Annotated in this window: 12 protein-coding genes; 9 read left to right on the top strand and 3 right to left on the bottom strand. The window is 67.4% G+C overall.

The window, feature by feature from the left end; translation table 11 throughout:
- Window positions 1-2: 2 nt before the first annotated feature.
- From VFW69_RS16335 to VFW69_RS16305, 7 genes are all read left to right on the top strand, one after another.
- The gene (locus tag VFW69_RS16335; RefSeq protein ID WP_526502544.1) at window positions 3-1,334 is read left to right on the top strand and encodes a beta-ketoacyl [acyl carrier protein] synthase domain-containing protein; all 1,332 of its coding nucleotides are present in this window, start codon (window positions 3-5) and stop codon (window positions 1,332-1,334) included.
- Window positions 1,334-4,381: a mycobactin polyketide synthase MbtD gene (gene mbtD, locus VFW69_RS16330; RefSeq protein ID WP_526502550.1), complete on the top strand. Its 3,048-nt coding sequence runs from the start codon at window positions 1,334-1,336 to the stop codon at window positions 4,379-4,381. Before VFW69_RS16335 ends, mbtD begins: the two co-directional genes overlap by 1 nt.
- 1 nt (window position 4,382) lies before the next feature.
- Window positions 4,383-10,961 carry a non-ribosomal peptide synthetase gene (locus VFW69_RS16325; RefSeq protein ID WP_526502543.1) on the top strand — a complete coding sequence of 2,193 codons (6,579 nt, stop codon included), beginning with the start codon at window positions 4,383-4,385 and terminating at the stop codon, window positions 10,959-10,961.
- On the top strand, window positions 10,958-15,397 hold the full coding sequence (locus VFW69_RS16320; RefSeq protein WP_526502542.1) for an amino acid adenylation domain-containing protein: 4,440 nt from the start codon (window positions 10,958-10,960) through the stop codon (window positions 15,395-15,397). Before VFW69_RS16325 ends, VFW69_RS16320 begins: the two co-directional genes overlap by 4 nt.
- Complete coding sequence (gene mbtG / locus VFW69_RS16315; protein WP_526502541.1) at window positions 15,394-16,680, top strand: NADPH-dependent L-lysine N(6)-monooxygenase MbtG; 1,287 nt, start codon at window positions 15,394-15,396, stop codon at window positions 16,678-16,680. Before VFW69_RS16320 ends, mbtG begins: the two co-directional genes overlap by 4 nt.
- A 221-nt stretch (window positions 16,681-16,901) precedes the next feature.
- Window positions 16,902-17,426, top strand: coding sequence for an MTB12 family secreted protein (locus tag VFW69_RS16310; protein WP_526502540.1), 525 nt, complete (start codon window positions 16,902-16,904; stop codon window positions 17,424-17,426).
- Between the two features lie 294 nt (window positions 17,427-17,720).
- The gene (locus tag VFW69_RS16305) at window positions 17,721-18,242 is read left to right on the top strand and encodes an MTB12 family secreted protein (RefSeq protein WP_526502539.1); all 522 of its coding nucleotides are present in this window, start codon (window positions 17,721-17,723) and stop codon (window positions 18,240-18,242) included.
- On the opposite strand, the gene VFW69_RS16300 is transcribed toward VFW69_RS16305, so the two are convergent.
- The 3 genes from VFW69_RS16300 to VFW69_RS16290 form a co-directional block, all read right to left on the bottom strand.
- Entirely contained in the window at window positions 18,236-19,132 is an 897-nt protein-coding gene (locus tag VFW69_RS16300; RefSeq protein WP_526502538.1) for a sigma-70 family RNA polymerase sigma factor, read from the bottom strand. The genes VFW69_RS16305 and VFW69_RS16300 overlap by 7 nt on opposite strands.
- Window positions 19,129-19,725: a carboxymuconolactone decarboxylase family protein gene (locus tag VFW69_RS16295; protein ID WP_526502537.1), complete on the bottom strand. Its 597-nt coding sequence runs from the start codon at window positions 19,723-19,725 to the stop codon at window positions 19,129-19,131. The genes VFW69_RS16300 and VFW69_RS16295 overlap by 4 nt, the downstream gene beginning before the upstream one ends.
- A 78-nt stretch (window positions 19,726-19,803) precedes the next feature.
- Window positions 19,804-20,118, bottom strand: a complete 315-nt coding sequence (locus tag VFW69_RS16290; RefSeq protein WP_064954093.1) for a type II toxin-antitoxin system VapB family antitoxin — start codon at window positions 20,116-20,118, stop codon at window positions 19,804-19,806.
- Between the two features lie 246 nt (window positions 20,119-20,364).
- Here VFW69_RS16290 and hrcA point away from each other — a divergent pair, with 246 nt between their 5' ends.
- Window positions 20,365-21,396 (top strand): heat-inducible transcriptional repressor HrcA, encoded by a 1,032-nt coding sequence (gene hrcA, locus VFW69_RS16285; RefSeq protein WP_526502536.1) that lies wholly within the window; start codon window positions 20,365-20,367, stop codon window positions 21,394-21,396.
- Between the two features lie 56 nt (window positions 21,397-21,452).
- Window positions 21,453-22,601, top strand: coding sequence for a molecular chaperone DnaJ (dnaJ, locus tag VFW69_RS16280; RefSeq protein ID WP_526502535.1), 1,149 nt, complete (start codon window positions 21,453-21,455; stop codon window positions 22,599-22,601).
- Window positions 22,602-22,694 lie beyond the last annotated feature (93 nt).

Raw genomic sequence — 22,694 nt, 5'->3', positions numbered from 1 at the left:
CAATGTCGGACGATTGTTGTGGCGGAGGCGTCGGGGCCGACGGCGCCGATCCGGTCGTGATCGTGGGTATGGGTGTGGAGGCGCCCGGCGGCATCGAAACCGCGGAGGGGTACTGGGATCTGCTGGCGCACGGCCGTGAGGCGCTGGGCCCGTTTCCCACCGACCGCGGTTGGGCGGTGCGCGAACTGCTCGCCGGCTCGCGTCGCAGCGGCTTCAAAGAGATCCATGACCGCGGTGGTTTCCTCACCGGGGCAACCACATTCGATCCCGAGTTCTTCGGCATCTCACCCCGCGAGGCCGTCGTGATGGATCCGCAGCAGCGGGTGGCGTTACGGGTGGCCTGGCGTGCGTGCGAAAACAGCGGCATCAATCCCGACGACCTGGCCGGGCACGATGTGGGCTGCTTTGTCGGCGCCTCGGCCACCGGCTACGGACCCGAGATGGCCAAGTTCTCCGAACACAGCGGTCATCTGCTGGCCGGCACCGCGCTCAGTGTGATCTCGGGCCGCATCGCCTACACGCTGGGATTGACCGGGCCGGCACTGACCCTTGACTCCTCGTGCGCATCCGCGCTGGTGGCCTTCCACGTCGCGACGCGCTCCCTGCAGAACAACGACTGCGATCTGGCAATCGCGGGCGGGGTCAACGTGCTGGGTTCGCCGGGCTTCTTCGTCGAGTTCTCCAAACAGCACGCACTCTCCGACGACGGATACTGCCGCCCCTACAGCGCGCAGGCCAGCGGAACAGTATGGGCCGAGGGAGCGGCGATGTTTGTGCTGCAACGTAAATCGGCCGCGTTGCGCGCCGGCCGGCAGATCGTCGCGCAGGTGCGGGCCACCGCCATGAATCAGGACGGGCGCAGCGCCGGTCTGAGTGCGCCCAGCGGTGATGCCCAGGTGCGGCTGTTCCGGCGCGCGATCAGCCAGGCCGGGATCAAACCCGCCGAGGTGGGAATGATCGAGGGCCACGGCACCGGCACCCGCCTCGGCGACCGAACCGAGTTGCGGTCGCTGGCCCAGACTTACGGCGATACCGAACCCGGCGGCGGAGCACTGCTGGGCTCGGTGAAATCCAACGTGGGCCACTCGCTGGCCGCGGCCGGCGCGCTGGGGCTGGCCAAGGTGCTGGTTTCGGCCGAACACCGCGCCGTGCCGCCCACCCTGCACGCAAGCGAAGCGAGCCCTGAAATCGAATGGGAGAAACAAGGTTTGCGGTTGGCGCAGACTTTGACGCCGTGGCCGGCCGTTGACGGGCAGCGCACCGCCGCGGCGTCCGCGTTCGGGATCGCGGGCACCAACGCACATCTGATCGTCTCCGTCCCCGAGGTCGCATGATGCATACCCCTCGACTGCCGGACGGGCGCGTCCCGGTGCTGCTCAGTGCCCACGACCCAGAGCTGATCCGCCGAGACGCCTCGGCGATCGCGGACTACCTGGGTCGTGTCGACGACTCGGCAGACCTGACCGCCGCCGTTGCCTCCACGCTGCTGCGGTTGCGCCGGGTGCGACGTCACCGCGCGGTGGTGCGAGCGGCGACCAGCGCCGAGCTCGTCGCGGGACTGTCCGCGATCGCTCGCGGCGAGGAACACGAGTTGGTCTCAGACTCCGCCAAGGCGACGCCACCGCGCATCGCGTTCGTGTTCCCGGGCCAGGGCAATCAATGGCAGGCGATGGGAGCCGACGCCTACCGGCAGCTGCCGGCGTATCGCGAGACCGCCAACCGGTGCACGCAAGGGTTCGCATCCGCCGGGTTTCCTTCTCCGCTGCCATATCTGGTGAGCGACGAAGAGCGCAGCTGGTCGCGCCCCGAGATTCAGGCAGCGCAGTTCACCCACGCGGTGAGTCTGGCAGAAGCCTGGCGATCCTACGGGGTGCTGCCCGATGTCACCATCGGTCACAGCCTCGGCGAGGTGGCGGCTGCCTATGTGGCGGAAGCGCTTTCGCTACCGGACGCGGTCGCGTTGGTGATTGCGCGCGCCACCGTTGTCGACCAGCTGATCGGCCACTACGCGATGGCGGTGCTCGGGAGCGGCCTCGACATCGCGGAGGCGCTGCTGGCCGAGACGCCCGGCTGGCTGGAAGTCTCGGCGGTCAACGGGCCGACGTCGACCGTGGTCGCCGGTGATCACGAGGCGGTGGCCGCCGCGGTGCGGCTGGCCCAACAACGTGGCATCTTCAGCCAGCAACTGTCCGTCGACTATCCCGGACACACCAGCGCGCTTCGACCGTTGCGGGCGAGTCTGGCCGAGCTGACGCCGAAGTCGGCGTTCCGGGACGGCCCGGTGAGGTTCGTCGGCTCCACGCTGGGCACCGAGGTGGGTGACACGACCGATTTCGCTGACTATTGGTATGAAAATCTCTGTGGCACCGTGCGGTTCGACCTCGCCGTGCGGTATGCCCGCGGCTGCGGGGCCGACACTTTCGTGGAGCTCTCGGCGCACCCGTCATTGCTGTACCCGCTGGGCGGCATCGTCGACGACGAGGCGACCGTCATCGTCGGCTCGGGGCATCGCGACCAATCCATCACCGATTCACTGTCGGCGAGCATCGCCGCCATCGCGACCGCCGACCCCGGCCGCAAGTGGGCCGAGGCGGTCCCGACTGCCGACCGGCCTGTGCTGCGGGGATTCCCGAACGCGCCAATGCGGGCGGTGCACCTGTGGGCGGCACCGGAACGAGTGACCGAAGCGGCGGCGACGCCGGCGCTCACCGTGGTCGTCGAGGACTGGCAGCCGACGGCGGCGCCGATCACACCGAGCGCGACCACCCTTGACATCGGCTTCTTCGGTGCGGGTGAACTGACGCAGCGACTCGCCGATGCCGTTGCGGCACATGGCGGCTGCCGAGCGGTGTCACCGAATGAAGCGGAAATCCTCGTGGTGGCCGCCCCGGACCTCGACGAGCTCGACGCCCCCGCCGCAATCGAGCAGATCGCCGGGCGGCCCGATGCGGGCCTCCCCGATTACCCCGCGCTCATCGGCCCTCGATGCCGGGCCGTCTGGTTGCTCACCGTCGGTGCCGAACAGATCGCTCGGGATGACCGCAAGGTCTCTCCGACGCAGGCGGCGCTGGCCGGCATGCATCGCAGCGTCGGCTTCGAATTCCCGGACCAGGCCTTCGGGCATCTCGACCTCGCGCACCGAGATGTCGATCCCGCCACTGCACAGGCCGCCGTCGAGGTGCTGCTCGGCGAGGCGGCCGAGGTCGCATTGCGCGGCGCCGAATCGCCACGACGCCACGTCCGGACGTTCCGCGCGTGCCGCGAATCGGCGACCCGGCGACCACTCGATGCCGCCGCGCTGGACAACGTGGTGATCACCGGTGGCACCGGAGCCATCGGACTGCAGTACGCACGGTATTGCCTGAAACACGGTGCCCGGACCGTTACTCTGTTGAGCCGCAACGGCGTTGACCCCGCCGCACTGCGTGAGCTCGCTGACCGGAATCAGGCCCAAGTACGTGCCCCGCAGTGCGATATCACCGATCGTGCCGCACTGGCCGCCGTTGCCGCGAACTACGCGGGGCCGGGCGCGTCATTGCTGATTCACACCGCGGGCATCGCGCAACCGCGCTCGCGTTCGGATCTCACCGGTTCGGACGTGGCGGCGGTCTGCGCGGCCAAGGTCAACGGATTGGCGGTGTTGACCGATGTGTGGCCGCTACGGCCGGACTGCCGGATACTGGCCTGCTCGTCGGTGTTCGGAGTCTGGGGTGGCTACACCCACGCCGCATACGCGGCATCCAACCGGATGCTCGACGTATTGGCCGCCCAGTTGCGTGCCACGGGCCGCGACTGCACGGCGATCCGATGGGGCCTGTGGCAAGGAGCTGGGGTAGTGGTGGGTAATGAGATCACCCGCACCGAGCGCTCCGGTTTGGTGGCAATGGAGCCGGAGCAGGCGATCGAAGCCAGTCTGTATCGCTACGAGGGCGATCCACTGATTTTCGACGCGAACTTCGAGCGGCTCCAGGTGTTCTTTGAAAGCCAGGGAATGTCAGTGCCGTTCACCGACTCACGCACCGGCGAGGACAACGGCCGCGAAGTCTCGGTTGAGACGCCACTCGCCGAGATAGTGCGGGCCGAATTGGCCGCCACGTTGCACCTGGGTGACTCGCTCTCGATTGACCCGGGCACGTCGCTCATCGACCTGGGTGTGGACTCGTTGCTCGCACTCGATTTGCGTAAGCGGCTGCGCCGCACGGTAGGCAATTCGGTTCCGGTGTCCCGCATGCTCGGCGGCATCACCGTGACCGAGCTGATCGAGGCGTTGCGCCCCGGCTCGACCGGCGGACCCGCGGGGGCGCCGACATTCGAGCGCGCCGGCGCCGCCAATGGTGCGCACCACTTAACGCTCGCGATGCTAGAAAGGTTGGACTCCTAGCGTGACAGACACCACCGGCGTCAGCACCCGTCTCGATGACGAGCGCCTGGAATTACTGCGCCGCAAGCTCGCTGAGCGTGGCCTGGCCAGGACGACGGCCCCAGCGCCCGTGGCGGCCCACGACGAGCCGCGCATGTCGGTCGGGCAGCACCGGATGTGGTTCGTGCAGTCCGTCGATCCCGACAGCCCGCTGCTCAACATCTGCGTCTCCTACCGCCTCTCCGGCACGGTCGACACCGCACGGTTGCACCATGCGGTCGACGCCGTCGCCGCGCGGCACCCGGTACTGCACATGACGTATGCCACCGACGGGGACGGCGACCCGCATCCGGTGATCCAAGACGACCTGCGGCCCGAATGGGCCGAGCACGACCTGACCGGGTTGACCGATCAGGCACGCCGATTACGGCTGGATGTGTTGGCGCAGCGGGACTTTCGCCGGCCGTTCGACCTGAGCGAGGATTTACCGCTGCGAGTCACGGTGGCGCGCTTGGCTGACGACGAACTGATGCTGCTGATCACCGCGCACCACATCGCCTGGGACGACGGCTCGTGGGCACCGTTCTTCGCCGACCTGACCCGCGCATACACCGACCCGGACGCCTTCGCCGACGGCCCGGTGCTAACGGATCATTCGGCGGATTCGACCGCCATTCGCCAGGCGGACCTGGACTACTGGCGGCCGTTGATGGCCGACCTACCGGAGCCCCTCGAGCTTCCCGGGGCCAACGGCTCTGTGGTACCCACCACCTGGCGCGCGCAACGCGCGTTCGCGCATTTGTCGGCGGACACCGTCGATCGGGCGGCCGCGCTGGCCCGCGAGACGGGCGCCACTCCGTACATGGTGTTGATGGCGGCGTTCGCCGCACTCGTGCACCGCTACACCCAGTCAACCGACTTCCTGGTGGCGGCCCCGGTGCTCAACCGCGGCGTGGACACCGAGGATGTGATCGGGTATTACGGCAACACCGTGGTGATTCGGCTGCGGCCGCAGGCGCACCAGACGTTCCGCGAGCTGCTGGCCCAAACTCGCGACGACGCGGTAGGCGCCTTCGCGCATTCCCGCGCCGACCTGGACTGGCTGGTGCGCGAGTCGAATCCCGATCGTCGACATGGCGCCGACCGGATGACCCGGGTGAGCTTCGGGCAACGGGGGCCCGACGGCGCCGGCTTCCGCGCGCCGGGCGTGGGCTGCGAACGCGGCGAACTGCGCGGGCATTTCAACCAATTGCCCCTGAGTTTGATGGTCGAGCTGAACCGGAGACCCGATGGCTCCGGCGGCATGGTCGAGGCCGAGTACCTGGTAGAGGTCATGGATCAGCAGTTGGTCGAGCAATTGCTGCGCCACTACGGCGCCTTGCTGGACGGCCTGCTCTCCGAGCCCGACGTGACGCTGTCGGCGTGCGCGTTGATGAGCGACGAAGACACCGAGTGGCTGCGGGAGGTGTCGACCGGCGAGGATTTCGGCATCCCGGCCAGCACTTTGCCCGAGTTGGTCAGCCGCAGGGCGAGTCTGACGCCCGATGCCGTCGCCGTCGTCTATGAGGGTCGCGCCTATACTTACCGGGAAATCGACGAAGAGTCGAATCGGTTGGCGCACTGGCTCATCGAGCAAGGCATCGGTACCGAGGATCGCGTCGCGGTGCTGCTGGACAAGTCTCCCGAATTGGTCATCACCGCACTCGGGGTGCTCAAAGCGGGCGGAGTCTATCTGCCGGTGGATCCCACCTACCCCGGGGACCGGCTGACCTTCATTCTCGAGGACGCGGACGCCAAACTGGTTTTGCGCGAACCGGTTGCCGACGCGGCACACTATCCGGCCACCGCGCCGGCAGAGCTGATCCGACCGCTGAGCCCACAAAACACCGCCTACCTGATCTACACCTCGGGTTCCACCGGGCTGCCCAAGGGTGTTCCGGTGCCGCACGCACCGATCGCCGAGTATTTCGTCTGGTTCGGCGACGAATACCGGGTCGACGACACCGATCGTCTGCTGCAGGTCGCCTCGCCCAGCTTCGACGTGTCGATGGGCGAAATCTTCGGCACGTTGATCATGGGTGCCCGCTTGGTGATTCCGCGGCCCGATGGACTGCGCGACATCGGCTACCTCACCGACCTGCTGGCGCGTGAGGGCATTACGTCGATGCACTTCGTTCCGTCGCTGTTGGGGCTGTTTCTCTCATTGCCCGGAGTCAGCCAGTGGCGGACCCTGCGACGCGTGCCCATCGGCGGGGAGCCCCTGCCCGGCGAGATCGCCGACAAGTTCCACGCCACCTTCGACGCGTCGCTGTACAACTTCTACGGGCCGACTGAGACGGTGGTGAACTGCACCAGCTACCACGTGGAGGGTGCCCAGGGCACCCGGGTGGTGCCGATCGGCCGACCCAAGATCAACACGCAGGTGTATCTGCTCGACAACGCGCTGCAGCCGGTCCCCGTCGGCGTGATCGGTGAAATCTACATCGCCGGAACACATGTCGCGCACGGATATCACCGCAGGCCGCAGATGACATCCGAGCGATTCGTCGCCGACCCGTTCACGCCCGGCGGGCGGATGTACCGCTCCGGTGACCTGGCCCGCCGCAACGCCAACGGTGACATCGAGTTCGTCGGCCGCGCCGACGAGCAGGTGAAGATCCGCGGTTTCCGCATCGAGTTGGGTGAGATCGCGGCCGCGATCTCGGTCGACCCCAGCGTCGGGCAAGCGGTCGTGCTGGCCATGGACCTGCCCAAGTTGGGCAAGAGCCTGGTGGGGTACGTGACGCCGGCCCAGGGCGCAGGCACGGAAACGGTTGACGTCGAGCGTATCCGGGCCCGGGTGGCCGCCGCACTGCCGGACTACATGACCCCGGCCGCCTATGTGGTGCTCGACGAAATCCCGATCACCGCGCACCAGAAGATCGACCGCACCGCGCTGCCACAACCACAGATCGCAGCGGCCACCGAATACCGCGACCCCACGACTCCCACCGAACAGCGCATCGCGCAACTGTTTTCCGGGCTGCTCGGCCATGATCGGGTCGGCGTCGACGACTCGTTCTTCGATCTGGGCGGCCACTCGCTGGTCGCCACCAAACTGGTCACCGCCATCCGCGCGGAGTGCGGCGTGGAAATCGGCATCCGCGACGTGTTCGAACTCGCCACTGTCGGGGCGCTGGCGAAGCGGATCGACCAGCTGAGTTCGGGTGAACTGACACAGTCGCGGCCCAGGCTGATCACCACCGCGCACGACGAGCCCATGCCGCTCTCGGCGTCGCAGCTGCGCAGCTGGTTCGCCTACCGCGTCGACGGGCCCAGCCGGGTCAACAACATCCCCTTTGCGGCGAAACTGACCGGGCCGTGGGACATCGATGCGCTGATCGTCGCCGTCAACGATGTAGTCGCCAGGCACGAAATCCTGCGCACCAGCTATGTCGAGCTGGACGGCGTGCCGTATCAGGTCGTGGGCCCCGCCGGCACCGAGGTTCCGGTGCGCCGTGAGGAGGGACCCGACGACGCCTGGTTGCAACAGCAGCTCGACGTCGAGAGGTGCCACCGCTTCGAGCTGGACGCCGAATTGCCGATCCGGGTCGCGGTGCTGCGCACCGAGAACGCGGGCGAGCACGTGCTGTCGCTGGTCGTGCACCATATCGCCTCCGACCATTGGTCGGCGGGTGTGCTGTTCTCCGACGTAGTGACGGCCTACCGGGCCCGGCGCGGCGGAGAAGCGCCGTCCTGGGCGCCGCTTCGTGTGCAGTACGCCGACTACGCGGCATGGCAGCGCACGTTCTTGGGGGACGCCAGCGACCAGGAATCCGCGATCGCCGGCGATCAGCGGCAGTACTGGACTCGGCAACTGGCCGGGATGCCGGAGGACACCGGGCTGCGTCCCGACTTTGCGCGCCAGCCGGTGCCCAGCGGCGAGGGGGAGTCCGTCGCCTTCCACATCGACTCGGCCACCCGCACCAAGGTCGGTGAGCTCTGCCGCGAGCTGGGCATCACCGAATTCATGCTGCTGCAAACGGCCGTCGCCGTGGTCTTGCACAAAGCCGGTGGCGGAACCGATATTCCGCTGGGCACCCCGGTCGCCGGCCGCACCGAAGCCGAATTGGACCAGCTGATTGGATTTTTCGTCAACATCCTGGTGCTGCGCAACGACATGGACGGCAACCCGACGTTGCGTGAACTGCTCAGGCGGGCCCGCGAGACCGCACTGGCCGCCTATGCCCACCAGGACCTGCCGTTCGACCGCGTGGTCGACAGCGTCAGCCCGGTGCGCTCGCTGTCACGCAACCCGCTGTTCCAGGTCGTGGTGCACGTCCGGGATCACCTGTCCGCCACGCGGGTCATCGAGACCGCGGCCGCGGGCAGCGGCGAGCAGGACACCGTGTGCACCTCGCTGGACCCGATCTTCGACATGGCGCACGCCGATCTGAGCGTCAACTTCTTCGGTACCGACGGCTCCGGCGACATCGGCTACAACTGCAATGTCATCTACCGGACCGAACTCTACGCCAGGACCACCATCGAGCGGTTGGCTCGATGGCTGACTCGGGCACTCACCGAGTTTGCCGATGACCTTGATCAGACTTTGCGAGACGTCCAGCTGATCGATGCCTCCGAACAGCACCGCATTCTGCGGGACTGGAGCCGCGGCGAGCAGCCGCCACAGGACCGGCCGCGCACCATCCCGGGATTGCTGGAACCCAGCCGAACGTGGGGCACCGACCGCATCGCGGTGCGCTGCGGCGCGGAAAGCATCGATTACCCCGCGCTGCACCGCCGTTCGGACAACCTGGCCGCGCTGCTCGTGAAGAATGGAGTGGGCCCGGGGTCGCTGGTCGGGTTGTCGACCCGGCGGAGCATCGAGTTGGTGGTGGCGCTGGTGGCCATCATGAAGGCCGGCGCCGGTTACTTTCCGATCGATCCCGGTTATCCGCCGGCACGAAAGCAATTCATGCTCGATGACGTGCAACCGCCGGTCGTAGTCGCGACAGTCGAAGCGATGGACGCCATGCCGCGGGTGCCCGGGGTTGAGCTGATCTCGCTAGACGACCCTCAGATACGCGCCCTGGTCGGCAGCGACGACGTGAGTCCGGAGTTAGGGGGCTTGCCGCTGCCGCACCCCGACGACCCGATGTACCTGGTGTTCACCTCCGGGTCCACCGGAAAGCCGAAAGGTGCAGTGGGAACGCATCGCTCGATGGCAGCCCGGCTCGACTGGCAGCTGCGGCACTACCCGCCGCGAACCGACGACGTCCGACTGGCGCAGGCCTCGATCACCTTCCTCGAAGGCGGTATGGAGATGCTGGCCGGCCTGGCGGCCGGCGCGACCATGATCCTGGCCGACGATGCCGAGCACCGCGATCCGGAGGCCCTCGGGGACTTGATGAACCGGTATTCGGTCGCCCAGGTGACGGCGGTGCCCAGCCTGGTCTCGGCCTTGGTGGACAGCCGGCCCGACGCTGTGCGCTCGCTGTCACGACTGGTCTGCGGGGGCGAACCGGTGAGCACAGCGCTGCTGCAGCGGCTGGTATCGGTGTGCGCCGACGAGGACGTCGCCGGCACCGAGCTCTTGAACAACATCGGTTCCACCGAGACCTCGGGCGCGGTGTCCCGCGGACGACTGGGCCTGCCGAATCCGCTTGTCGGTAAGCCCGTCCCGGGTGCAGAGGCCTATTTGCTCGACGATGGATTGCGTCCCGTGCCGGTCGGTGTGGTGGGCGAGCTGTACTACGCCGGTGACCAGCTGGCTCGAGGGTATTGGAAACGCCCGGGCCTGACCGCGACGCGGTTTATCGCCAATCCCTATGGGGTCGAGCCGGGTTCGCGGTTGTACCGCAGTGGCGACCTGGCCCGGTGGACCGGGGACGGCCAACTGGAATTCGTCGGACGTTCCGACCACCAGGTGCAGGTGCGCGGTTTCCGCGTCGAGCTGGCCGAGGTCGAGGCGGCACTAGACGCAGCCGACGGCGTCGCCGCCGCGGCGGCCCGCACGTGGGAGGTGCACGGCGGCACGTCGCTGGCGGGCTACGTGGTGCCGCAACGATCGATCACCGATGACGCCGACAAGGCGACATTCGCAGGGGACGTTCGCGCCGCGATCGCCGCCACCCTGCCGGGCTACATGCTGCCGTCGTCGCTCACCGTGCTCGACGCCCTCCCGAAAACCGAATCGGGCAAACTGAATCGGCCCGGACTCCCGCGGCCGGCGGTCGGCACCGGCGGCCAGACCGAACCCGCGCGCACGGACACCGAACGGGCGCTGGCCAAGGTATTCGCGGAACTGCTGTCGACCCCCGAAATCGGGCGCTTCGACGACTTCTTCGCCCTCGGCGGCGACAGCATCCTGTCCGTGCAGCTCGCCTCGCGGGCGCGGGCGGCCGGCCTGGCCGTGAGTCCGCGCATGATCTTCGAGAACCCGACGGTGCAGCAGTTGGCCGCCGCGCTGGACGCCCTGGGCGACGAAGGAGTCGACATCGAACAGGACGAGCAGGCGACCGACACTCGTTTCGAGCCGATGAGTACGTCCGGACTATCGCCAGCGGATTTGGCTGCCGTGACGCAACTTTTCTCGTCGTCGCGCGAAGGCACGACATGACGGCTGCCAAAACCGATATTGCGCCCGACATCGACGACGTGATGGCGCTGAGCCCGCTGCAGGAGGGGTTGTATTCGCTGACCACACTCGCCGAGTTCGCCGACGGCGAACCGGCGGACGACCCGTACGTCATCGGAATCGGGGCGGACATCTCCGGCGGGCTCGATGTCGCTCTGTTACGTGAATGCGCGGAGCAGATGTTGGTGCGGCACCCGAATCTGCGGGCGAGCTTCTTCAGCCGGGGAATCCCGCGACCGGTCCAGATCGTGCCATCCCGCGTCGAGCTGCCCTGGCGCCTGGTCGCCGCCACACCCGACGACGTGCCGGCGCTGGAAACCGGCGAACGCCGACGACCGTTCGATCTGGAACGTGGGCCGGTAATTCGCTTCCTGCTGATCGAATTGCCCGGCGCGCGATGGCGTTTGGTGCTCACCGCCCATCACATCGTGATCGACGGATGGTCGTTGCCGGTGTTCGTCAACGAGATGATGATCCTGTATCAGGCCGGCGGTGATCCGTCGGCGCTACCCGTTGCCCCGCGGCCCTATCGCGATTACATCGGCTGGCTGGCGAGCCGCGACCCGGAAACCAGCCACCGGGTCTGGCGCGAGCACCTCGCGGGTATGCCGGGCCCCACCCTGCTCGCCGCATCGCTGGGATCCATCGAGAGGACGGAGGGTCGGCAGACGGCGCTGCCGCGCACCACCCGGCTGCGACTGCCGGCCAACACCACCACGCGGCTGATCGACGACAGCCGATCCCGCGGCATCACCGTCAACACCCTGATGCAGATGGCGTGGGCGCTGGTGCTGTCGCGGCTGATCGACACGCACGATGTGGTTTTCGGGGTCACGGTTGCCGGTCGCCCACCCGAATTGACCGGCGTCGAGACCATGGTCGGTCTGTTCATCAACACCGTGCCGTTGCGCGTGCGGCTCGACCCTGCCGCGACGGCCGGCGAGCAATGCCGCGCCGTGCAGCGCGACGCCGCGCTGCTGCGTGAGCACAGCTATCTGGGGCATGCCCAACTTCGGGCCCTCGGCGGGGTCGGGGAAATGTTCGACACCCTACTGGTCTACGAGAACTTCCCGATGGACGGACTGACCGCAGGTGGCGAATTGACCGCTGGCGGAGCGACATTCCGACCGTCCGCCCTGCAAACCCTGTCGCATTTCCCCATCGCCGTCGCAGCCCATATGGATGGCGGCGAGCTGGTGGTGCTGATCGAAGCAATCGACGGAGCGCTGGGTGCCGTTCCCGCCGCCACGTTCGGGCAGCGGGTGCTCACCACCGCCCAGAGGCTGCTGCAGGGCTGGGAGCGTCCGCTGCGCGATGTCAGTGTCCTGTTGGACGATGAGGCGAATCCGCTGCGGGCCGCCGGCACGGCAAAGCCGATGTCGCCGTTGAGCATCCACGCGCGATTTGCCGACGTCGTGGCCAGGGCACCGGACCACCCGGCGGTCAGCTGGGTGGGTGGCACGCTGAGCTATCGCGAGCTGGATCTGGACAGCACCCGGCTCGCGGCGCGACTGGCCCAAAAAGGAGTCAAGCCCGAAACACCGGTGGGCATAAGACTTTTCCGGGGCCCGCAGTACGTCATCGCGATACTCGCCGTGCTCAAAGCCGGCGGCATGTGCGTGCCGATGGAGCCGGGAATGCCCCCCGAACGGGTGGACTCCATCCTGCGTCAATCGGGAGCGCTGATCGTGTTGGACGAACAGCTGACCGAGACGCTGCTGGAGGTCAGCCAACCGCACGACGACGACTTCAACCCCGTGGACGTTCCACTCGCCCAGGCCGCGTATGTGGTGTTCACCTCGGGCACGACCGGAGAACCCAAGGGCGTCATCGGAACTCACGGTGCGGTGGGCGCCTACGCCGACGATCATCTGGACCGCGTGTTGCGGCCTGCGGCAGACAAACTGGGCCGGCCGCTGCGCATCGCCCACGCGTGGTCGTTCGCCTTCGATGCCGCGTGGCAGCCGTTGGTTGGCTTGCTCGACGGGCACGGCGTGTATGTCGTCGACGAGCAGACCCAGAGTGATGCCGAGGCGCTTGTCGCGCTGATCGCCGCGCACGATATCGACATGATCGACACCACCCCGTCGATGTTTGCCCAGCTGCAGGCCTTCGGTTTGCTGACCGAGGCGCCCCTGACCGTACTGGCGCTGGGCGGCGAGGCGGTCGGCAGTTCGGCCTGGGCGCGGATCCGCAACACGTGCAGCACCACGTCGATGACGGCCTACAACTGCTACGGGCCCACCGAGACCACAGTCGAAGCGGTGGTCGCCGCCATGGCCGAGCACGACGAGCCAGCCATCGGGCGGCCGACCCGGCACACCCGCGGCTACGTGCTGGATTCCGCGCTGCGCCCGGTGCCCTGCGGAGCGACGGGCGAACTGTATCTGGGCGGTGCCCAGCTGGCCCGTGGTTACCTGGGCCGCGCTCCGGAGACCGCGGCCCGCTTTGTTGCCGACCCGTTTGCGCCGGCCGAACGGATGTATCGCACGGGCGACCTGGTGCGCCGGTTGCCCGACGGCTCACTGCAATACGTGGGACGCGCCGATGCGCAGGTGAAGATCCGCGGCCACCGCGTCGAACCCGGCGAAATTGCCGCCGCCCTCGAATCGCACCCGGCCGTGCGGCACGCGGGAGTGTTGGTACAGCGGCGCCGGGGCGTTTCGCGGCTCACCGCGTACGTGGCCGCCGACACGGCCACCGACCGGCCCGCAACGGCCGAACTGCGGAGCATGCTCAGCACACGGCTGCCGCGCTACATGGTTCCACAGCGCATCGTCCTGGTCGACGATATCCCGTTGACCGCCAACGGAAAGCTGGACGAAACCGCGTTGGCCGCTTTCGATTACGCCGAGTCCGAGGTCGGCGCGGCGACGCCCGAGACCGCCACGGAATCCGCGCTGGCCGAACTGCTCGCCGAGTTACTCGGGCAACCGCGCATCGACGTCACCGCGGACTTCCTGCAGCTGGGCCTGGACAGCATCATGGCGCTGTCGGTGGTACAAGCGGCACGAGCACGCGGAATTGCGCTGCGCGCCAGGCTCATCCTCGAGTGCAGCCATGTTCGCGAACTGGCCGAAGCGATCGATTCGGAGACCGCGGCCGCTGCCCAGCAGGTGGACACCGGCACCGGGGCAATGCCGTTGCTGCCCAACGGCCGGTGGCTCTACGAATTCGGCGACCCGCGCAGGCTCGCCCAGACCGAAGCCATCCGATTGCCCGAGACGCTGCGCCGCGAGCAGTTGGATGCGGCTTTAGCCGGCATCATCGACGGCCACGAAGTGCTGCGCACCCGGGTAATCCGCTCCACCATGACCCTGGCGCCGGTGCCGGCCGCCGACATCGCCAGCGTCGTCAAAGAGGTTGAGGTGGTTGGCGATCTGGCCGCGGCGGTGCCCGCCCATGTCGCCCAGGCCGTCGACCGCCTGGACCCCGAACGCGGAACGCTGCTGTCCGTGGTGTGGTTACGACCCCCCGTGGGGGAGAGCGTTCTGCTGCTGGCCGCGCACGTCGTCGCGCTGGACCCGGCGTCGTGGCGAGTCATCCTCGGCGAGCTCGGTGCCGCCCTGACGGCCTCGGCCACCGGCCACTCACCGGCACCCATTCGCGAACACACCAGCTATCGACGTTGGGCAGACGCGCTCACCGCGCGGGCACACCGGTTGGACACGGTGCAATTTTGGGCGTCCCAACTGGACGGCGACGATCCCGACCTCGGTGCCCGCCGGCTCGACCCAAGCCGCGACCGGGCTCGCAATCTGATCGTTCGTAACGTCGTCACCGACGCCGAGGTCACCCGCCGGCTGCTCGAATCGGGCCTGTCGTTGCCCACGCTCCTGGTCGCCGCCACCGCGGCGACGGTGACGCGCTGGCGCGAGCTGCGCGGTCAAGCCACCCCGCCCCCGCTGCTCGCACTCGAAACACACGGTCGCGCCGATACTTTGGTGGACTGGCCGGGTGCGCACACCCTCGACACCAGCGACACGGTCGGGTTGCTCAGCTCCATCTACCCGGTACGACTGGACTCGACCGATCCGCACAAGGTGGGGGAGAAGCTGTCGGCGATCCCCGGCGATGGACTCGACTACGGGTTGCTGCGCTACTTGCGGGACGACACCGCCGAGCGGCTCGCCGCTTTTTCACCACCGCAACTGCTGCTGAACTATCTCGGCGCCGCCCACACCGACGGCGGAACGGGGCTGCGGCTCGAGCGCGAGTTACTCGCCGGGACCTCGCCGGTGCCGGAGCCGGAGCTGGCGGTGCGCCACGAGGTCACCATCGCGGCGATGGTGCTGACCTATGACGGGGAGCGGATTCTGGCCGCGCAGTGGCGCGCCCTGCCCGACATCCTCGATGACACGGATATTGGTGCGCTACAGGAACTTTGGATTGATTCGCTGCGGGAGATGGTGAGATGAGCACACTGGCGATCGTGGGTGCCGGCGCCAAGGCGGTGGCTGTGGCTGCCAAGGCCTTCGCGCTGCGCGAAATGGGCGTCGAGGTTCCCGATGTGGTCGCCGTGGAACGGATCGGCGTCGCGGCGAACTGGCAGGCCAGCGGCGGCTGGACCGACGGCGCGCACCGGCTGGGCACCAGCCCGGAAAAAGACGTCGGGTTTCCCTACCGCTCGGCGCTGGTGCCACGCCGCAACGCCGAACTCGACGAGCGGATGACCCGCTACAGCTGGCAGTCATATCTGATCGCGACGGCGTCATTCGCCGAGTGGATCGACCGCGGCAGACCGGCGCCGACGCATCGCCGGTGGAGCCAGTACCTGAGCTGGGTCGCCGATCACGTGGGAATGAACGTGGTGCACGGTGACGTCGAACGATTGGCGATCGCCGGGGACCGCTGGGCGCTGCACACTCACGAGACCACCGTGCACGCCGATGCGTTGATGATCACCGGTCCCGGCCAGGCCGAAAGATCCTTGCTTCCCGGCAATCCGCGCATGCTGTCGATTGCCCAATTCTGGGACCGCGCCGCCAATCACGACCGGATCAATGCGGAGCGGGTGGCGGTGATCGGCGGTGGCGAGACGGCCGCGGCGATGCTCTATGAACTGTTCCGGCACCGCGTGTCGAGCATCACCGTGATTTCTCCGCAGGCCACGTTGTTCACCCGCGGCGAGGGGTTTTTCGAGAACTCGCTGTTCTCCGATCCCACCAACTGGCCGGCCCTCACCCTTGCCGAACGCCGCGATGCGTTGGCCCGCACCGACCGTGGGGTTTTTTCGTCCAACGTGCAGGAAGCGCTGCTGGCCGACGATCGCATTCACCACCTGCGTGGCCGTGTCGCGCACGCGGTAGGCAAGGAGGGGCAGATCCGCTTGACGCTGTCCACCAACCGCGGCAGCGAGAACCTGGAGACGGTGCATGGGTTTGATCTCGTGATCGACGGCTCCGGCGCTGACTCACTCTGGTTCGCAACGTTATTCAGTCAGGACGCACTTGATCTGCTAGAACTCGGTCTGGGTGGGCCGTTGACCTCAGAGCGGCTGCAGGAGGCGATAGGTTATGACCTGGCCGTCACGGACGTGACACCCAAGTTGTTCCTGCCGAACTTGTCAGGACTTACCCAGGGGCCGGGTTTTCCCAACCTGAGCTGCCTTGGACTGCTATCCGACCGGGTGTTGGGATCCACCGTCACCCGCCCCAAGTATTCGGTGGGAAGCAGACACGATGAGCGTCAACCCCTTTGATGACGACGGGACGAGGCTTGTGCTGCTACATGCTTGCAGCACAGAATATTTAGCGTGTTTCGTACGTTGCGACCGTAGCGTCGTCGTAACGTGACCGACCTGAGACACAAATTCCAGAGTCACGGTGCACACTTACACCATCTTCATCCATGGAGACGTGTGACCACGTGCGGCCATCCGCAAGATATCCGCCACGGTCCACGGGTATCGAAGGGGGACCTGTGAAATCCGTGAAGTCCATTGCCACGGGCGTGGCGGCCTTGACCGCCATTGGCGGCGCCGCCGCCGGCGTGGCTTCCATTGCAGCACCGATCGGCCTCGATCAGGTGCAACTGGCTGCGGTCGGGGCGCCACTGCCGCAGGACCCGCCGCCCCCGCCACCGGGAGCGCCGGGGCTGCCGACCCCGGAGCAGTTGTCCACACTCTGCACCCAAGTAACCGACCCCGGCGTTAACTACAGGGACAAGACCAACTTCGTTGAAAACGGCGTCAGTCAAAACGAGGGTATGGTGGCCGACCACGACCTGCGAAAGGCGTACCGCAACGGGAACTTCCCCGAGCAGTTCAACGTGACCAACATCGCGCCGGCGGGTCCGAACATGGCGCAGGCCGACGTGGGCATCACGGGGCCGAAGTTCGCCGGGCCGGTCAACAAGCACCTGGTGTTCGTCAACCAGAACGGAAACTGGGTCTTGCAACACGACGCGGCGCTTGCTCTGATACAGGCGTCGACGGCGACCAACTAAGACAGTCGAGTAACACCGACGTTTCAACCAAACCCCATGCGCCCCGGACGGCGGCGCATGGGGTTTGGCGTTTGACCCCCGGGTACGCACCGATCGGTCGGTATCAACGCATGTCCTCGCACAGTCGGCGCACAGTTCGCTCGTGGTTTTTACACATCGGATCGCCGTAACGTATCGGTGCCCAGACGCGAAATACAGACGCAAAGGGCACGCTGACACCATCCACACCGCCACCAGTGGGCGATGCGGATTGCTGATCGTGCGTCGAGATTCGTGCTCGTCTAAGGGGGAACCATGGGAACCGTCAAGACCATTGCCACCGGGGTGGCAGCGCTGGCCATCGTCGGGGGCGCCGCGGCCGGCGTGGCCTCGGTCGCCACGCCGAGTGCGCTGGCCGCCGGAGTGCGGCTCACCACCGTCGGTGCGCCGCTTCCGCAGGATCCGCCGCCGGCACAGCCGGTTGCCGGCGCCAACGTGCCCACTCCCGATCAGCTGACCGGCGTGCTCACCAGCCTGGCCGACCCCAGCGTCTCCTTCACCAACAAGAGCAACCTGGTGCAGGGCGGCATCAGCGGGATCGAAGCGCACGTCGCCGACAAGAAGCTGCAGAAGGCGGCCAAGAACGGCGACCTGCCGCTGTCGTTCGGCGTCACGAACATCCAACCGGCCGCGGCCGGTTCGGCGACCGCCGACGTTGCAGTCTCCGGCCCCAAGCTGACGTCGCCGGTCTCGCAGAACGTCACGTTCGTCAACCAGGGCGGCTGGGTGCTGTCGCGGGCGTCGGCGATGGAGTTGCTGCAGGCCGCCGGTCAGTGATCGGCGCGTAAGGCGCGCAGGTCCAACTTGGCGATGCGCGCCGGATCCGCCAGCACGTCGATCGCGCGGATTCGGCCGTCGCGCACCACGAAACCCATGACGGATGCCGCACGGCCGGCGATGAAAATCACCGCGCCGGCGGCACCGTTCACGGTCGCCGCGCACACTTCACGTTCCGGCCCGGCGTAACCGCGGGCCAGCCGGGCCACCGAGGACGCGCCCTCGGCGCGGAAGACGGCCGTGGCGGCGCCGAAGTCACCACGCAACACCACGTCGGGATGGAGCACCGTCACCAGGCGGTCGAAGTCGCCACTGCGCCCCGCCGCGAAGAAGGCGTCGACCACCTCGCGTTGCGCGACCAAGGTGCCGTCGGGAGCCGGATCGGCCTGCTCGATCCGTCGTCGGGCCCGGCTGGCCAGCTTGCGGGTCGCCTCCGGTGTTCGGTCGACGATGGCCGCGATCTGATCGAACGGCACGGTGAAGAGGTCGTGCAGCACGAACGCCAGCCGCTCGGCCGGCGGCAGCGTATCCAGCACAACGAACAGCGCCAGCCCCACCGCGTCGGCCAGCATCGCGCGGTGCTCGGGGTCGAATTCACCTACCGCCTCCACGATCGGATCCGGCAGGTGACCGGCCAGCTCCTCGCCGCCGTGAGTTCGGCGGTCGCGCAACATATTCAGGCAGATGCGCGCCACCACGGTGGTCAGCCAGGCGTCCAGGTTGGCGATGCCGTCCCCGCCGTCCGATTCGCCGCTGTGGCTCAGCCGCAGCCAGGCCTCCTGCACCGCATCCTGCGCGTCGTCGATCGAGCCCAGCATGCGGTAGGCGACGGCGCCCAGCTGTGGTCGGGCCGCCTCGAAGCGAGCCGCCAATGACGCATCCGCCGTCACGGCCGATCGGTCTCGGGTAAGGCGCAGATCCGGTTAGCCGAAAAGCCCGACGACCCGATATCGAGCGCGATGTTGAAACGGGCACGAAGGTTGCCCAGGGTGATCACGTGGGTCAGGCCGACCAGTTGGGCGGTGTCGAAATGCGCCCGCAGCCCATCGAACAGTTCATCGCTCACGTCAACCGGGGTGCGGCTGATCGCGGTGGCGTACTGCAGGATCAGCTTGTCGGCGTCGGAAAAGCACGGCGCGTTCTGATAATCGGCCAGGGCCAGCAACTCTTCATCGGTGATGCCCCAGCGGCGGGCGATCTGTGAGCCGAGATCGATGCAGTATTCGCAGCGCACCGTCGTCGCCGACTTCAGCTCGGCCAGTGCCCGCTGGCGGGGGCTGAGAACGGTCAACTTCGACTCGGCCTGCTCCAACTTGCCGTAGGCATTGAGCAATCGCGGGATGTGCGCATACATCCGCAGCGGTTCCAGCATTCCCGCGGTTTCCAGCCCGGTCATGTGCGCGAGCTTGCGCTTGGTGAAAAAGAAGGCGATCTTGGCGCCGAGGCCGGCGTCGCGGTCGGAGATTCCTTGCAGTCGTGGCATGGCGATCCTCCTGGCAAGTTGTGGTGCGAAACCAACGTCCTTACTAGGTCGACACGCGGCGAGGCCCGAACGTGACACTTATGCGGGCGAGCCCAGCGGCATATCCATGTTGTACACCCGGGCGTGCAGCACGGTGCGGTTCCGCAGCGCGGCGCGCACCGCACGATGCAGGCCGTCTTCGAGATAAGTGATGCCCTTCCATCGCACCGCGTGGGGGAAGAGATCGCCGTAGAAGGTGGAGTCCTCCGAGAGCAAGCGGTCCAGTGCGAGCACCGTTGTGGTGGTGACCAATTCGTCGAGCCGAATCTGCTGCGGCGGTATCTGGGACCAATCCCGATAGGACAGGTTGTGCTCGGGATACGGCTTGCCGTCCCGCACGCCCTTGAAAATCATCGGCCGACGTCTCCCGACTCATTGCTATGGCCCGACCGGTTCATTCTGGAAAGGCTAGCCGGACTGATGTTCGTCAGCACCGATGCGTTCGAAGAAAGTTTTCGACAGCCGCCGCCGGCGTCGCGGCGATGACGGGCCGTGATCCCGCGGCCACCGGCTCCGCCGAACCGCCGCTGATAACGGTCGGCATCGCCCGAACCCGTAAAATGAATCCGGTCAAGGCGGTATCGAAGGAGGTGGCGGCCGGTGGGAAGTGCCGATGACCGTCGGTTCGAGGTGCTGCGCGCCATTGTCGCCGACTTCGTCGCAACCAAAGAGCCGATCGGTTCCAAGGCGTTGGTGGACCGCCACAACCTGGGCGTCTCGTCCGCCACGGTCCGCAACGACATGGCGGTACTCGAGGCCGAGGGCTACATCACCCAGCCGCACACCAGTTCCGGCCGGGTGCCCACCGAAAAGGGCTACCGCGAATTCGTCGATCGGCTCGACGACGTCAAGCCTCTCTCCTCGGCCGAACGACGCGCCATTCAGAGCTTCCTCGAGTCCGGCGTCGATCTCGATGACGTCCTGCGCCGGGCGGTCCGGCTGCTCTCGCAACTGACCCGGCAGGTGGCGGTGGTGCAGTACCCCACGCTGTCGTCGTCCACCGTGCGTCACCTCGAAGTGATCGCCCTGACCCCGGCGCGGCTGTTGATGGTCGTCATCACCGACTCCGGCCGCGTCGACCAGCGGGTCGTCGAACTCGGTGACGTCATCGACGACCACGAACTTTCTCAGCTGCGGGAGATGCTCGGTCAGGCGCTGGTGGGCAAGAAACTGTCGGCCGCCTCGATCGCGGTGGCCGACCTCGCCGGACAACTGAGCAGCCCAGACGGTCTGGGTGACGCCGTCGGCCGGTCGGCGACGGTGTTGCTGGAATCGCTCGTCGAACACACCGAAGAGCGCTTGTTGCTGGGCGGTACCGCCAACCTGACCCGTAACGCGGCCGATTTCGGTGGCTCGTTGCGCTCCATCCTGGAAGCGCTGGAGGAGCAGGTGGTGGTGCTGCGGTTGCTGGCCGCCCAGCAGGAAGCCGGTAAGGTGACGGTGCGCATCGGCCATGAGACGGCCGCCGAGCAAATATTGGGCACCTCCGTGGTGACCACCGCCTACGGCACCTCCGACACCGTGTACGGGGGAATGGGTGTCCTGGGGCCCACCCGGATGGACTATCCGGGAACTATCGCCAGCGTTGCTGCGGTTGCCCTTTATATCGGCGATGTCCTGGGTGCTCGATGAACGCGCACCCGCAGGGTGGGTAGGCGCGGGAAAGACCAGGTATAGGAGAGTCAAGCGTGGCACGCGATTACTACGGGCTGCTCGGCGTGAGCAGAAACGCCAGCGACGCGGAGATCAAGCGCGCGTACCGCAAGCTGGCGCGTGAACTGCATCCCGACGTCAACCCCGACGCGGCCGCGCAGGCGAGATTCCAGGAGATCAGTGCGGCCTACGAGGTGCTGAGCGATCCGGAGAAGCGGCGGATCGTCGACCTGGGCGGGGACCCGCTGGCGAATGCGGCCGCGGCGGGGGGCGGTTTCGGCGGATTCGGTGGCGGCCTGGGCGACGTGTTCGAGGCATTCTTCGGCGGCGGCTTCAGCGGCGGCGCTACCTCCCGCGGCCCGATCGGGCGGGTGCGGCCGGGCTCGGACTCGCTGCTGCGGATGCGACTCGATCTCGAAGAATGCGCCACCGGTGTGACCAAGCAGGTCACCGTCGACACCGCGGTGCTGTGTGACCGATGCCAGGGCAAGGGCACCAACGGCGATTCGGTGCCGGTGCCCTGCGACACCTGCGGTGGCCGCGGCGAGGTGCAGACGGTGCAGCGCTCGCTGTTGGGACAGGTGATGACGTCGCGACCGTGTCCGACGTGCCGTGGCGTCGGCGTCGTCATCCCCGACCCGTGCCACCAGTGCATGGGCGATGGCCGGGTGCGGGCGCGCCGGGAGATCAGCGTCAAGATTCCCGCCGGTGTCGGCGACGGTATGCGCGTCCGGCTTGCGGCCCAGGGTGAGGTCGGGCCCGGGGGCGGACCGGCCGGGGACTTGTACGTCGAGGTTCATGAGCAGGCCCACGACATCTTCGTCCGCGATGGTGACGACCTGCACTGCACCGTTTCGGTGCCGATGGTCGACGCGGCGCTCGGCGTCACGGTCACCGTCGACGCCATCCTCGACGGCATGAGCGAGATCACCATTCCGCCTGGCACGCAACCGGGTTCGGTCATCACGCTGCGCGGCCACGGCATGCCGCACCTGCGGTCGGCCGCTCGGGGCAATCTGCACGTCCACGTCGAGGTGGTCGTCCCCACCCGGCTGGACCATCACGACGGCGAACTGTTGCGCGAGTTGAAGAACCGCCGCAGCCGCGATGTGGCCGAGGTCCGTTCGACGCACGCCGGCGGCGGGCTGTTCAGCCGACTACGCGAGACCTTTACCGGGCGCTAGCCGCAGTTTTGGGGGCCGCGCACATGGTGGCGACGCTGTTCTACGTCGATGCACTGCCCGATCCCGGCGAACTGGCCGCCGTCGACGGGGAGG

It is taken from the genome of Mycobacterium sp. (genome assembly GCF_036273375.1).
GTDB lineage: Bacteria > Actinomycetota > Actinomycetes > Mycobacteriales > Mycobacteriaceae > Mycobacterium.
The sequence above is the reverse complement of the archived record's forward strand: the minus strand, read 5'-3'. Positions and strand labels throughout refer to the sequence as shown.

Bases quoted from the DNA above. Each gene is read 5' to 3' on its own strand.
- VFW69_RS16335 (WP_526502544.1), top strand. From the start codon at position 3: ATGTCGGACGATTGTTGTGGCGGAGGCGTCGGGGCCGACGGCGCCGAT.
- mbtD (WP_526502550.1), top strand. From the start codon at position 1,334: ATGCATACCCCTCGACTGCCGGACGGGCGCGTCCCGGTGCTGCTCAGT.
- VFW69_RS16320 (WP_526502542.1), top strand. From the start codon at position 10,958: ATGACGGCTGCCAAAACCGATATTGCGCCCGACATCGACGACGTGATG.
- mbtG (WP_526502541.1), top strand. From the start codon at position 15,394: ATGAGCACACTGGCGATCGTGGGTGCCGGCGCCAAGGCGGTGGCTGTG.
- VFW69_RS16305 (WP_526502539.1), top strand. From the start codon at position 17,721: ATGGGAACCGTCAAGACCATTGCCACCGGGGTGGCAGCGCTGGCCATC.
- VFW69_RS16295 (WP_526502537.1), bottom strand. From the start codon at position 19,725: ATGCCACGACTGCAAGGAATCTCCGACCGCGACGCCGGCCTCGGCGCC.
- VFW69_RS16290 (WP_064954093.1), bottom strand. From the start codon at position 20,118: ATGATTTTCAAGGGCGTGCGGGACGGCAAGCCGTATCCCGAGCACAAC.